The sequence below is a fragment of the Pseudomonas syringae group sp. 247E2 genome, from assembly GCF_032587795.1.
Lineage (GTDB): Bacteria > Pseudomonadota > Gammaproteobacteria > Pseudomonadales > Pseudomonadaceae > Aquipseudomonas > Aquipseudomonas amygdali.
Window position 1 is genome coordinate 16,335 of sequence record NZ_JAWHPK010000026.1, and the last position, 13,642, is coordinate 29,976.

Consider the following 13,642-nt stretch of genomic DNA (forward strand, 5'->3'; position numbering starts at 1 on the left):
GCCTCGTTCAGATGAGTCTCAGAGTAGCCCGCTACTATAACCGCGAAGCCTGCGTGAATCGCGCAAGCGCAGAGCGCGTGGACGCATCGACAGGGACGCCCTGCCGGACAGCCACCATTCAGGTCCGCCCGGTTAATCTGCCAAGGTGCACAAGGTAAAAGTACCAAGGCGATGAGCGCCCCAAACCTGACACCGCCGGGCGGTTTCATTGACGGTACTGGCCTCGCACAATTGCAACAGAACCGCTGAGTCGGTCGCCAGAGTCATATGCCTGCTCAGGCCAGTTTGCTGGGCTATGACAGATGCAACCGCCGATTGAACATGCGTGACAGTCTTTGCGCGAGTCCTGATCAACTCGTCTGTACGCGAGGGTCGCCACCGCTTTGCTCCAATCCAGCGGCGATGCGTGAACTCCGCACCCTGCAACGGGGTGCGGAATACTCGCTGACAATACAACGCAGATTATCCGCTCCGCGCTGCGGCTTCCCACACCCTTCTTTCAAAGCTAAACTCGTCGACACACGTCTGCTGCAACCATTTGACGCTCGCTAATGTGCCTGTCTGTTCCTGCCCCTGCCTTTTCGTGTGCCTCGATGCCATTTACAGCGATGCATCGCCCGAGCCCGATTACGTCTGCGGTCAACATCTGAATCGTGGAATTCTGTAATGAACACAACAACCAGTCCGACGACCTACAACTACACAGTGGTGCGCCAGTTTGCCATCATGACCGTGGTCTGGGGCGTGATCGGCATGAGCCTGGGCGTGTTCATCGCTTCGCAGCTGGTCTGGCCGGGACTGAACCTGGAACTTGAATGGACCACCTTCGGACGCCTGCGGCCGTTGCACACCAACCTGGTGATCTTTGCGTTCGGTGGCTGCGCGCTGTTTGCCACCTCTTATTACGTGGTGCAGCGCACCTGCCAGACGCGGCTTGTTTCCGATGGCCTGGCGGCGTTTACCTTCTGGGGCTGGCAAGCCGTGATTGTCGGCGCCATCGTGACGCTGCCGATGGGCTACACCACTACCAAGGAATATGCCGAACTTGAATGGCCGGTGGCCATTCTGCTGGCGATCGTCTGGGCCGCCTACGCTGCGGTATTTTTCGGCACCATCGTCAAACGCCGGACCCGGCATATCTATGTCGCCAACTGGTTTTACGGCGCATTCATCGTGGTGACCGGCATGCTGCACATCGTCAACCACATCTCGCTGCCGGTCAGCCTGTTCAAGTCCTATTCGGCCTACGCCGGAGCGACCGACGCCATGATCCAGTGGTGGTACGGGCACAATGCCGTAGGTTTTTTCCTGACCACCGGCTTTCTCGGCATGATGTATTACTTCGTGCCCAAACAGGCCGAGCGCCCGGTGTACTCCTATCGTTTGTCCATCGTGCATTTCTGGGCATTGATCACCCTGTATATCTGGGCCGGTCCGCACCATCTGCACTACACCGCCCTGCCAGACTGGGCACAGTCGCTGGGTATGGTCATGTCGATCATTCTGCTGGTACCCAGCTGGGGCGGGATGATCAACGGCATGATGACGCTGTCGGGTGCATGGCATAAGTTGCGGACCGATTCGATACTGCGCTTTCTCGTGGTCTCGCTGGCGTTCTATGGCATGTCGACCTTTGAAGGCCCGATGATGGCAATCAAGACCGTCAACTCGCTGTCGCACTACACAGACTGGACCATCGGCCACGTACATGCCGGGGCATTGGGCTGGGTGGCGATGATTACCATCGGGTCGGTTTATCACATGATCCCGAAACTCTACGCCCGTCCGCACATGCACAGTGTCGGCCTGATAAACACGCATTTCTGGCTCGCGACCGTCGGTACTGTGCTGTACATCACCTCGATGTGGGTCAATGGCATCACCCAGGGCCTGATGTGGCGTGCAGTGAACGACGACGGCACGCTGACCTATTCCTTCATCGAGACCATGCAGGCCAGTCACTCCGGCTACATCGTGCGCGCCATCGGCGGTGCCATCTTCACCAGCGGCATGCTGTTGATGGCCTACAACGTGATACGTACAGTGCGAGCCTCTGACACGCAGGCGGCCGAGGCAGCTGCGCGCATTGCCGTCGTGGGAGCGCATTGATGAAACATGATGTGCTCGAAAAAAACATCGGCCTGCTGGCGTTCTTTATGGTTATTGCCGTGAGCATCGGCGGGCTGACGCAGATCGTCCCGCTGTTTTTTCAGGATGTGACCAATCAACCGATCGACGGCATGAAACCACGCAGCGCGCTGGAGGTGGAAGGCCGCGATGTATTCATCGCCAATGGTTGCGTAGGCTGCCACTCGCAGATGATCCGGCCATTACGCGCCGAAACCGAACGCTACGGGCATTACTCGGTGGCGGGCGAAAGCGTCTGGGACCATCCGTTTCTATGGGGTTCCAAACGCACCGGGCCGGACCTGGCCAGGATCGGCGGTCGCTACTCGGATGAGTGGCACCGTGTGCACCTGAATAACCCTCGGGACGTGGTCCCAACGTCGATCATGCCCGCCTATCCGTTTCTGGCCGAGAAAAAGATCGACAGCACGCAGACGGCAAAAAAGCTGCAAGTGCTGCGTACCCTTGGCACCCCGTACACCGACGCGGACATCGCCGGTGCGGCCGCCGCCGTGCAGGGCAAGACTGAAATGGACGCGCTGGTGGCCTATCTGCAAGGCCTCGGCACGCTCATCAAGAGCAAACGGTGAACATGATGGACATCGGAATGATTCGAGGCCTTGGCACACTGGTCGTGATGGTCGCGTTCATCGGCCTGATGCTGTGGGTGTTCAGCCCTGCCCGCAAGGCGCACTTCGACGATGCGACCCTGTTGCCTTTCGCGGATGACCCCGAGGCCATAGGCAGGGTCGAGCGCGCCAGGGCTGAACGGGAAGACCAACCATGAGTACGTTCTGGAGCCTGTACGTCGCGGTCCTGACGCTGGGCACAATCATCGCCATGCTCTGGCTGCTGCTGTCCACGCGCAAAGGTCAGCCCGACGAACCGACAGATGAGACCGTCGGCCATGCGTTCGACGGCATTGAGGAGTACGACAACCCACTACCCAGATGGTGGTTCTATCTATTCATAGCGACCATCGTTTTTGCGCTGGGTTATCTAGTCCTGTACCCAGGCTTGGGCAACTGGAAGGGTTTGCTGCCCGGTTACGACTATCGGGACAAGGACAGCAAAGTGCAATTCTCCGACGGCCAGCAAGGCTGGAGCAGTGTCCACGAATGGGAACGGGAAGTGGCCGTTGCCGAGGCCCGCTATGGCCCGCTGTTCGCCAAATACGCCGCCATGCCCGTCGAGGAGGTAGCCAAAGACCCGCAGGCACTGAAAATCGGTGCTCGCCTGTTTGCCTCCAACTGCTCGGTCTGCCACGGCTCTGACGCGAAAGGCGCCTACGGCTTTCCCAATCTGACCGATGCCGACTGGCGCTGGGGCGGCGACGCTCAGGCGATCAAGACGTCGATCATGGCCGGGCGCATGGGCGTGATGCCCGCCCTGGGCGAAGTGCTGGGCGAACAGGGTGTGCGTGATGTGTCGGCCTACGTGCTGACCCAACTGGACGCCCGGCAGTTGCCCGAAGGTGCCAAAGCTGACCCGGTCGCGGGCCAGAAGACCTTCGCGACACTCTGCGTTGCCTGTCACGGGCCAGAAGGCAAGGGAATGCCGATTCTCGGCGCGCCGGACCTGACGCATCCCAACGCGTTTATCTACGGTTCCAGCTTCGCGCAGTTGCAGCAGACCATTCGCGATGGCCGCCAGGGCCAGATGCCCGCTCAGCAGGCACTGCAAGGCAATGACCGGGTTCACATTCTGGCTGCCTATGTTTACAGCCTGTCCCGCCAGGAGAAACCTGCTGAAAAAGAGTGATACGGCTCTTACAGACAGTGCGCCTGGCGTCGTGACGGCCTGAAACCCTCACGACTGCCATTGCCGACACATCAAGGCTTGGAACCGCACTTCATCCTCATGCCGTTCAAAGCCGTATCGTCGTCGTACTTATCATCATCGTCCCCCTGATAGTCTTCGACGCGTGTTTCAAAACCGATAGCAACCATTCCGGCAGGACAGCGGTAAGTTTTTTTCCAAACGCCATAACTTGTGTCATAGGCTGCGGCTATGGACTGTCCCCCTTCACAAACAAACCTGACAGAGTCCACTGCTGTGTCGTCTCCGTCCCCTTGAGAGGGCTCCATTTTCAACTGAAATCCAACGATCGCCTGGTCGGCAGGGCACTTCCTGTATCCTGAAAAAGTCCCCCATCCTCCTTCTTTGCTTCTCAGGCCGACATCATCGTGGCAGTACATAACGATCGCATTGACGGCCGTATCGTCATCGTCGCCTTGCCATTTTTCCCCCTTTACATCAAAAGCGTTTATGTACAGTCCACTTGGACACCGTGCCGATGGCCCCCAGGTTCCCCAACTCCCCGCATTGTCATATTCGTCGGTTGGTGGAGTTTTAACTGATTGTTTGAGAGGAAACACACCCAGATGTTGCGCGGTCTCGGGCGTATTATTTCTAACGAGCCAGACGGAAATTTTTCTTGAACTCTCATCAATATCGGCGATGAGAAAAGTCTCTTCAGTTGCCGAACCACTCAGAAAAACGGGTACACCTTCATAGGGACTTGGATATATTCCGGCAGCGGTGTGAAAGTGACCTGCAAAAATGGCTGAGACATCATACTCCTTTAACAGTTTACGAAATTTAGTGAGGATAGCTTGAGTACGTGGATCGGATGTCCGGGTCCATTCCTCTGCGTCATGCATACCAATAATGACAAATGTTCCATTATCCCTTGCTTGAATCAGCAGATTCTCCAGCCAGCCATTCTCAACGGGTGACAAAATATCAAACTCATTTGTTGTCCATACACCTGAAGAATAAAACCAGTTTGTATATGAAGGGTCCAAATTCAGCTGAATGTACCGCACACGTCCAAAATCCTTAAAGTACGCAAAGCTTCCTGAATACTTTTTGGTGGTATGAATAAATCCGCTTTCATTAACGCTATAATCCATCCGATTACCGCCCATCCGGCCTGCAAGGTCCTCCATACTGTCTCGGGCGCAGCCATTATTTTCACAGCTGTCTATATTATTCTTGTAATCATGATTACCAAGTCCAAAATACCAATTCGTCGATAATATTGAATCCAGTGTCCCGTACAAAAATGCCCTTTCCTCGCCGTGGCCAAACGCCGTCATGTCTCCGTTTATGATGACCGGGTTATTGCCGGTCCCGCCCATGGCTCCGGCACGCCATTTTTGTATCGCAGAATATTGATTTCTGATGAGGTCTTCAGTACTAACCTCGTTAACCGAGGAGCGGGATTGCAGTAGGACGTCCTGCGATTGCTGGTGCGGCAAAGCGCCCAGACTGTCCTCTGTGTTTTTTTTATCCTTTGACCAAGGGTATTGAGGGTCAGAAGCAAATATAATATGCCTTATTATGCCCTTAGGCCCGACCCCGCCCGTGCTCACCACAGCGTCTGGGCTTTCATTTTTCACATCACTAACGCACCCGCACATCAATAACAATGTGCTGAACAACGCACAAGGAAAAAGCCTGTAATTAGACATATCAAAACCCTCATGAAAACTAAAATCCCAGAACCCAAACGCGGACAGAAAGCGTTACTCAGAGCATTTCGGCTGTATTCATTATTACAAACATCTGCTGAAACTCTACTATCAGAACTGATAGGTCGGCTATTAGATACCGACGGCAGTTCTTTGAGTGACAAACGGCACGACGTTTTTTAACAAGTAACCCAGTCATAGGGGCTGCTTATTACTCCACGCCTACGTGACGGGCTTCGGTAATAAATTTCGCCTTTCTACAATCTGAAATACCAAGAGAAGCTGACGACGCGCATTGACGCGCATGCAGATAAGCACTGCATAACGCTGCGTCAGGAACCATCAGATCAAGTGGATTTTTAGCATCGGGATACCAGGCAAGCAGTGCGCGGTAGTAATGTGCGTCACTGCACGCATTGTAGTTACATCTCTACACGCTTAGAATTGCTCATTATGACAACGATGTGTCTGCCCATTCCGGAGGTCGCTTTCATGACAACTACCCTCTCAAGCCGCGAATTCAACCAAGACACCAGCGGGGCCAAGAAGGCCGCGAATGAAGGCCCGGTGTTCATTACCGACCGAGGCCGCCCTGCCCATGTGCTGCTTTCGATCGAGGCGTACCTGCAACTGACCGGCAGTGCAGCGAGCATCGCTGACCTGTTGATCATGCCGACGCACCTCGATATCGAATTCGAGCCGCAACGGGCTGTCATCACGACTCGACCGGTTGATTTGTCCTGATGTTCCTGCTCGACACCGACGTGGTGTCAGAACTCAGAAAACGCAACGCCGATGCGAACGTGCTCCGTTGGTCGCGAACCCAGATGGCGTCCAGCCTGTTCATCTCGTCCATCACGATTCTTGAGCTCGAAACAGGTATCCTGCGTATCGAACGCCGCGACCCGGCACAGGGCGCAGCATTGCGAATGTGGCTTGAGCAGCATGTATTGAAAGCGTTCGCCGGGCGTATCCTGACAGTCGACACTCAGGTCGCAAGGCGCTGCGCCCAACTGCATGTCCCCGACCCGCGCAGCGAATGCGATGCGTTGATCGCGGCTACTGCGCTGGTGCATGGCATGACCGTGGTCACACGCAACACAATCGACTTTCAGTCGTGCGGGGTCGCGCTGCTCAACCCCTGGGTCAGCCAGTTGAATGAAGAAGCGGCCGTTTATTCACGTGCGTCACGTTGAACGCGGATGTAAACGTGCCTGACCTGGATCGGCCCGGGCTACTCCACCGCCGCTGGACCCATCAATGAGCAACCAGATTCCGGTACACGACATCACACCGCCATCCGAAAAAAGCGGCGAATTCATCGACCTCTATGCCTCGCGCGAGAAAATCCACACCCGCGCGTTTAAAGGTCTGTTTCGCAATGTGCGCATGCTGGGGGGTGCCGTGTTGCTGCTTATCTTTTTTGGCACGGTCTGGCTCAATAAAGGTGGGCACCAGGCGGTCTGGTGGGACCTGCCGCAACGCAAGTTCTACATCTTCGGCGCGACGTTCTGGCCGCAGGATTTCATTCTGTTGTCCGGCATTCTGATCGTTGCAGCCTTCGGGCTGTTCTTCATCACGGTCTATGCCGGACGGGTATGGTGCGGCTACACCTGCCCGCAAAGCGTCTGGACCTGGATGTTCATGTGGTGCGAGAAAGTCACCGAGGGCGATCGCAACCAGCGTATCAGGCTTGACCATGCCCCGATGAGCACCGGCAAACTGGCGCGCAAGCTCGCCAAGCACAGCCTGTGGCTGCTGATCGGCTTTGCCACGGGCATGACCTTCGTGGGTTACTTCTCTCCCATTCGCGACTTGTGCATTGATCTGTTCACGGGCGAAGCGGATGGCTGGGCGTATTTCTGGGTCGGCTTCTTCACCCTGGCCACTTACCTCAATGCAGGCTGGCTGCGCGAGCAGGTGTGCATCTATATGTGCCCCTACGCGCGGTTCCAGAGCGTGATGTTCGACAAGGACACGCTGATCATCTCCTACGACCAGAATCGTGGCGAAGCCCGAGGCCCGCGCAAGAAGGAGGCTGATCCTCAGGCACTGGGGCTGGGTGACTGCATCGACTGCACGATGTGCGTGCAGGTCTGCCCGACCGGCATCGACATTCGTGACGGCCTGCAGGTGGAATGCATCAGCTGTGCGGCGTGCGTCGATGCCTGCGATACAGTCATGGACAAGATGGACTACCCTCGCGGCCTGATTCGCTACACCACCGAACACAATCTGTCCGGGCAGCGCACCCGCACCTTGCGCCCGCGCCTGATCGGTTATGCACTGGTTCTGTTGCTGATGATCGGGCTGCTGATCGCGGCCTTCTGCATGCGTGGGCTGGTGGGTCTGGAGGTCAGCAAGGACCGTATGCTTTTTCGGGAAAACGCCGAAGGCCGTATCGAAAACGTCTACACCGTGAAAGTGATGAACAAGGATCAGGTGGATCACGGCTATGTGCTGGAGGCCAGCGGCCTGCCCGACCTGAAATTGCAGGGCCGTCGGGAAATAAACGTCCCGGCAGGCGAGATCGTCAGCCTGCCGGTGGAGCTGTCCAGCGCGCCCGAAAAGCTCCCGGCACACAGCAACGAAGTCACCTTTACCCTCAAGGACATCGACAGCGACACACATGTCGACACCAAAAGCCGTTTCATCGGCCCACCTCTTCGTTAAGAGCACCGTCATGCCCGTTGCGACTGCTGCAAGCCCTTGGTACAGGCACCTCTGGCCATGGATCATCATCGCCATTCTGACCTGCTCGGTGACGTTGAGCCTGTCGATGGTGTTCATCGCAGTGACCAACCCTGACCCACTGGTCACCGATAACTACTACGAGGCCGGCAAGGGCATCAATCGCTCGCTGAATAGGGAAATGCTTGCGCAAAACCTCAAACTGCACGCCCGTGTACATCTGGACGAGTTGACCGGCGAAGTCGAGCTGCGCCTGAGCGGCAACAGCAACCCGGAGCGTCTGGAGTTGAACCTTATTTCGCCGACGCGCCCTGCCAGTGATCGCCGTGTGTTCCTGACCCGCAGCCCGTCTGAACCGGGCCGTTACATCGGGCAGTTGCAAGACCGGGTCGAGGGTCGGCGCTTTGTGGAACTGCTGGGTGTCGAAGGCGACCAGACCTGGCGTCTGTTCGAAGAAGAGCAGGTCGACGCTGCTGACCTGACCTTGGGCGACGAACCCCTGCAAGCCGCACAACGCCGGAAAGACTGAACATGGCGACGTTGCCCCGCGCCACTCCAATGCGCTGTTACCACTGCGACCTGCCCGTGCCGGCCGGCGGCCGTTTCACGGCGGTTGTGCTCGGTGAACCCCGGGAGCTGTGCTGCCCCGGCTGTCAGGCGGTGGCCGAGGCCATCGTCGCCAGCGGCCTGGAAAGCTATTACCGCCATCGTAGCGAGGCCTCGGCCAACCCGGAAAGCCTGCCCACGCAATTGATCGATGAATTGGCACTCTACGACCGCCCTGAAGTACAGGCTCCTTTCGTGCACCACGAAGGCGATTTGTCAGAAGCCACTTTGCTTGTCGAGGGCATCAGTTGCGCAGCCTGCGGCTGGTTGATCGAAAAACGTCTGAGCCGCTTGCCCGCAATGGCCGAAGCGCGCATGAACCTCTCCACCCATCGCCTGCACGTACGCTGGCGCGGCGACCAGCTTGCCCTCAGTCAGTTGCTGAGCGAGCTGCACACAATTGGTTATGTCGCTCACCCCTGGCAGGCCGATCGCGCCGCCGAACGTCTGGCAAGTGAAAACCGTCTGGCGTTGCGGCAACTGGGTGTCGCTGGTCTGCTGTGGTTTCAGGCAATGATGGCAACCATGGCCACCTGGCCGGAGTTCAACATCGACCTCAGCCCGCAGATGCACACCATCCTGCGCTGGGTGGCGCTGTTTCTGACCACTCCGATCGTGTTTTACAGTTGCGCACCGTTCTTCCGCGGCGCGTTGCGCGACCTGCGCAGCCGTCAACTGACGATGGACGTCTCGGTGTCGCTGGCAATAGGCGCGGCTTATGTCGCCGGCATCTGGACTGCGGTCACCGGCGCTGGCGAATTGTATTTCGATGCGGTAGGCATGTTTGCATTATTCCTGCTGGCCGGACGCTACCTGGAGCGCCGTGCCCGCGAGCGCACAGCGGCAGCCACGGCGCAGCTGGTCAACCTGCTGCCTGCCTCATGCCTGCGCCTTGGTGACGATGGCCAGAGCCAGCGCATCATGCTCAGCGAACTGCGTTTGACTGATCGTATATTGGTGCGCCCCGGTGCGGTTATCCCGGCTGACGGCAGGATCCTCGAAGGTTATTCCAGTATCGATGAGTCACTGCTGACCGGCGAGTACCTGCCACAAGTGCGCAGCGCGGGCGATGCGGTCACCGCAGGAACGTTGAATGTCGAGAGTCCGCTGACCATTGCCGTGTCGGCGCTGGGTCAGGAAACCCGTCTTTCGGCCATTGTCCGCCTGCTCGAGCGCGCCCAGGCGCAGAAGCCCCGTCTCGCGCAGATCGCCGACCGGGCTGCACAGACCTTTCTACTGTTTTCGCTGACGGCGGCGGCGCTGATCGGCGTTGTCTGGTGGCAAATCGACGCATCCCGTGCATTCTGGATTGTCCTGGCAATGCTCGTTGCCACCTGCCCCTGCGCGCTGTCGTTGGCGACACCGACCGCGTTGACAGCAGCCACCGGCACGCTGCACAAGCTTGGTCTGTTGCTGACCCGAGGTCATGTACTGGAGGGCCTGAATCAGATCGACACAGTCATCTTCGACAAGACCGGCACCCTGACCGAGGGACATCTGGCGCTGCGCAGCATTCACCCGCTACGCGAACTGGACGCCAGCCGCTGTCTTGAGCTGGCGGCGGCGCTGGAAAACCGTTCCGAGCACCCTATTGCCCGCGCCTTTGGTCGAGCGTCAAGGGCCGCCGAAGAGGTGCACAGCACACCGGGGCTAGGGCTGGAAGGACGTGTTGACGGGAAACTGCTGCGCATCGGCCAGGCGCCGTTCGTCTGTGCGCCGAGCGGCACTGAACCGCCGGTGATCACCGATGAGTCCGGCCAGTGGCTATTGCTGGGCGATGCGCAAGGGCCGCTGGCCTGGCTGGTACTCGACGATCGACTGCGCGACGATGCCGGCACCTTGTTACAAGCCTGCAAGGCACAAGGCTGGAAAACGCTGCTGCTGTCCGGAGACAGCTCACCGATGGTCGCCAGTGTCGCGCAGGCGCTGGGGATAGAGGAAGCGCGTGGCGGTATGCGCCCGGACGACAAGCTGGAGGTGCTGCGGCAACTTCAGGCTCAGGGACGCAAGGTGCTGATGATCGGTGACGGGGTGAATGACGTCCCGGTCATGGCCGCTGCCAACATCAGTGTGGCAATGGGCTCAGCCACCGACCTTGCAAAAACCAGCGCTGACGCCGTGCTGCTGTGCAACCGTTTGCCGGTGCTGATCGACGCACTGAATCTGGCCCGACGTACGCGCAGGGTCATTATCGAAAATCTGCTCTGGGCCAGCCTGTACAATGGCCTCATGCTGCCATTCGCGGCACTGGGCTGGATCACACCGGTATGGGCGGCCATCGGCATGTCGCTCAGTTCATTGACCGTAGTGCTCAACGCCTTGCGCCTGACCCGCATGCCGCGCCGCGCCCTGACGTCACAACCTGCCCCGGAGGTTTCATGCCCGCGCTTTACATCATGATCCCTGCTGCGCTGCTGCTGGTGGGTGTTGCGATCTACGTGTTCTTCTGGGCGGTGGACAGCGGCCAGTACGACGATATGGAAGGCCCGGCGCACAGCATATTGTTCGATGATCCGCCGTCAGTGGATCATGCCCGGCCAGAACAGCAACGGCCTGGCGCTGACGAGAAACACGATGTTTGAACTTGCTTCGACGCTGCTCTCGGCGCTCATTCTCGGGCTGCTGGGCGGCGGCCATTGCCTGGGGATGTGTGGCGGCCTCATGGGAGCGCTGACACTGGCCATTCCCAAGGAACAGCGCAGCCGTCGATTCCGGCTGCTGCTGGCCTATAACTTTGGGCGCATTCTCAGTTACACGGTTGCCGGCCTGGGTTCCGGGCTGGTCGGCTGGGCAGTCGCGCAAAGTCCGCTGGCAACGGGTCTGCGGGTCATCGCCGCAGTGTTGCTGATCGTGATGGGGCTGTATCTGGCTGGCTGGTGGAGCGGGCTGACGCATATCGAGCGCCTGGGCCGAGGCCTGTGGCGATACCTGCAACCGCTGGCCAGCCGCTTGCTGCCGGTGTCCAGCCTGCCCCGCGCCTTGTTGCTCGGCGCGCTGTGGGGCTGGCTGCCCTGCGGGCTGGTTTACAGCGCCCTGCTCTGGGCCGCCAGCCAGGGCAATCCTCTCCATAGCGCCTTGCTGATGCTGGCCTTCGGGCTGGGCACCTGGCCCGTTCTGCTGGCCACCGGACTTGCCGCCGAGCGCACCACTGTCCTGCTGCGCAAACGAGGTGTTCGCATGGCCGGAGGGTTGCTGGTAATCGTGTTTGGCCTCTGGACCTTGCCGGGGCCGCATCAGCATTGGCTGATGGGGCACTGAGGCCGGGCAGCTCACCCCGCTTGATCCACGTCAACGCCCGCCCTTGAGCGCCTGCGTATGCTCGCGACATCGCCAGCCTGACCGGGAAACGTGCGCATGCTTGACGCCATTCGTTGGGATTCAGACCTGATCCGTCGCTATGATGTGGCAGGACCGCGCTATACGTCCTATCCGACAGCAGTGCAACTTCACACACAAATAGGCGCATTTGACCTGTTGCATGCTCTGCGGGAAAGCCGCAAGGCGTTGCGCCCGCTGTCGCTCTATGTGCATCTGCCCTTCTGCGCGAACATTTGTTACTACTGTGCCTGCAATAAGGTCATCACCAAGGACCGCGGACGCGCGCAGGCTTACCTGCAGCGGCTCGAACACGAAATACAGATGCTCGCCTGCCACCTGGCACCCGGTCAGGTAGTGGAGCAACTGCACCTGGGCGGCGGCACGCCGACCTTCCTGAGTCATGCTGAACTGCGTCGGTTGATGGCGCAGCTGCGCGCGCATTTCAATTTGCTGGAAGATGACTCCGGCGACTATGGCATCGAGATTGACCCTCGCGAAGCGGACTGGTCGACCATGGGCCTGCTGCGCGAGCTGGGTTTCAACCGGGTCAGCCTTGGCGTGCAGGACCTGGACCCGACCGTGCAACGGGCGATCAACCGCATGCAAAGCCTGGAGGAAACCCGCGCCATCGTCGAAGCCGCCCGCACGCTGCAGTTTCGTTCTGTGAATATCGACCTGATCTACGGCCTTCCCAGACAAACCGCGCAAGCCTTCAGCCGCACAGTGGATGAAATCATCGAATTACAGCCCGACCGGTTGTCTGTGTTCAACTACGCCCACCTGCCGGAACGCTTCATGCCGCAGCGGCGCATCGACACGGCCGAACTGCCGGATGCCCGGAGCAAACTGCTCATGCTCGAGCGCACCGTCGAGCAACTGGGCAACGCCGGTTATCGCTACATCGGCATGGACCATTTCGCCCTGCCCGACGATGAGCTGGCTATCGCCCAGGAAGACCTGACCCTGCAACGCAATTTTCAGGGCTACACCACGCATGGTCACTGTGATCTGATCGGGCTGGGCGTCTCGGCCATCAGCCAGATTGGCGAGCTGTACAGTCAGAACAGCAGCGACCTGAGCGACTATCAAAGGCTGCTGGACAGCGACCAGCCAGCAACCAGACGAGGGCTGATGTGCAGCGATGACGACCGGATCAGACGCGCAGTCATTCAGCAGTTGATCTGCCACTTCATGCTGGATTTCGCCGAGATTGAAAAAGCATTCTCCATCGATTTCAGAGGCTATTTCAGCGACGCATGGCCACAACTGCTTGGCATGGAGAAGGACGGGCTGATTGCGTTGAGCGCCGCGGGAATTGAAGTGAAACCGGCAGGCCGGTTGCTGGTGCGTGCTGTGTGCATGGTCTTCGATGCGTACCTGACCCGGCAGAACAGGCAGCAGTTCTCCCGGGTGATATGAGCAGC

13 protein-coding genes are annotated in these 13,642 nt (G+C 58.7%); 12 read left to right on the forward strand and 1 reads right to left on the reverse strand.

Annotated features, from left to right (window positions below; translation table 11 throughout):
• Positions 1 to 666 precede the first annotated feature (666 nt).
• The 4 genes from ccoN to ccoP are packed head-to-tail and all read left to right on the forward strand — an operon-like array spanning position 667 to position 3,888.
• Positions 667 to 2,109 carry a cytochrome-c oxidase, cbb3-type subunit I gene (gene ccoN / locus RYC18_RS22180; RefSeq protein ID WP_316886860.1) on the forward strand — a complete coding sequence of 481 codons (1,443 nt, stop codon included), beginning with the start codon at positions 667 to 669 and terminating at the stop codon, positions 2,107 to 2,109.
• On the forward strand, positions 2,109 to 2,717 hold the full coding sequence (ccoO, locus tag RYC18_RS22185; protein ID WP_005744599.1) for a cytochrome-c oxidase, cbb3-type subunit II: 609 nt from the start codon (positions 2,109 to 2,111) through the stop codon (positions 2,715 to 2,717). Before ccoN ends, ccoO begins: the two co-directional genes overlap by 1 nt.
• A gap of 5 nt (positions 2,718 to 2,722) precedes the next feature.
• Positions 2,723 to 2,914, forward strand: coding sequence for a CcoQ/FixQ family Cbb3-type cytochrome c oxidase assembly chaperone (locus tag RYC18_RS22190; protein WP_002554248.1), 192 nt, complete (start codon positions 2,723 to 2,725; stop codon positions 2,912 to 2,914).
• Positions 2,911 to 3,888 (forward strand): cytochrome-c oxidase, cbb3-type subunit III, encoded by a 978-nt coding sequence (gene ccoP, locus RYC18_RS22195; RefSeq protein ID WP_316886861.1) that lies wholly within the window; start codon positions 2,911 to 2,913, stop codon positions 3,886 to 3,888. The genes RYC18_RS22190 and ccoP overlap by 4 nt, the downstream gene beginning before the upstream one ends.
• Positions 3,889 to 3,959: 71 nt before the next feature.
• On the opposite strand, the gene RYC18_RS22200 is transcribed toward ccoP, so the two are convergent.
• Positions 3,960 to 5,531: a metallophosphoesterase gene (locus RYC18_RS22200; RefSeq protein ID WP_316886862.1), complete on the reverse strand. Its 1,572-nt coding sequence runs from the start codon at positions 5,529 to 5,531 to the stop codon at positions 3,960 to 3,962.
• A 564-nt stretch (positions 5,532 to 6,095) separates the two neighbouring features.
• On the opposite strand from RYC18_RS22200, the gene RYC18_RS22205 reads away from it, so the two are divergent.
• The 8 genes from RYC18_RS22205 (at position 6,096) to hemN (ending at position 13,637) form a co-directional block, all read left to right on the forward strand.
• Positions 6,096 to 6,347 carry a type II toxin-antitoxin system prevent-host-death family antitoxin gene (locus RYC18_RS22205; protein WP_057404212.1) on the forward strand — a complete coding sequence of 84 codons (252 nt, stop codon included), beginning with the start codon at positions 6,096 to 6,098 and terminating at the stop codon, positions 6,345 to 6,347.
• Complete coding sequence (locus RYC18_RS22210) at positions 6,347 to 6,799, forward strand: type II toxin-antitoxin system VapC family toxin (RefSeq protein ID WP_005780474.1); 453 nt, start codon at positions 6,347 to 6,349, stop codon at positions 6,797 to 6,799. The genes RYC18_RS22205 and RYC18_RS22210 overlap by 1 nt, the downstream gene beginning before the upstream one ends.
• A gap of 64 nt (positions 6,800 to 6,863) precedes the next feature.
• The gene (gene ccoG, locus RYC18_RS22215) at positions 6,864 to 8,276 is read left to right on the forward strand and encodes a cytochrome c oxidase accessory protein CcoG (RefSeq protein WP_005744594.1); all 1,413 of its coding nucleotides are present in this window, start codon (positions 6,864 to 6,866) and stop codon (positions 8,274 to 8,276) included.
• A gap of 10 nt (positions 8,277 to 8,286) precedes the next feature.
• Positions 8,287 to 8,823: a FixH family protein gene (locus RYC18_RS22220; RefSeq protein WP_005744593.1), complete on the forward strand. Its 537-nt coding sequence runs from the start codon at positions 8,287 to 8,289 to the stop codon at positions 8,821 to 8,823.
• 2 nt (positions 8,824 to 8,825) lie between these two features.
• Complete coding sequence (locus tag RYC18_RS22225) at positions 8,826 to 11,300, forward strand: heavy metal translocating P-type ATPase (protein ID WP_316886863.1); 2,475 nt, start codon at positions 8,826 to 8,828, stop codon at positions 11,298 to 11,300.
• A complete protein-coding gene (ccoS, locus tag RYC18_RS22230) occupies positions 11,279 to 11,482 on the forward strand; it encodes a cbb3-type cytochrome oxidase assembly protein CcoS (protein WP_002554255.1) in 204 nt (67 codons plus the stop codon). The genes RYC18_RS22225 and ccoS overlap by 22 nt, the downstream gene beginning before the upstream one ends.
• Positions 11,475 to 12,158 carry a sulfite exporter TauE/SafE family protein gene (locus RYC18_RS22235; RefSeq protein WP_005744590.1) on the forward strand — a complete coding sequence of 228 codons (684 nt, stop codon included), beginning with the start codon at positions 11,475 to 11,477 and terminating at the stop codon, positions 12,156 to 12,158. The genes ccoS and RYC18_RS22235 overlap by 8 nt, the downstream gene beginning before the upstream one ends.
• Before the next feature lie 96 nt (positions 12,159 to 12,254).
• Positions 12,255 to 13,637 carry an oxygen-independent coproporphyrinogen III oxidase gene (gene hemN, locus RYC18_RS22240; RefSeq protein WP_005744589.1) on the forward strand — a complete coding sequence of 461 codons (1,383 nt, stop codon included), beginning with the start codon at positions 12,255 to 12,257 and terminating at the stop codon, positions 13,635 to 13,637.
• The last annotated feature ends 5 nt before the right edge of the window (positions 13,638 to 13,642 follow it).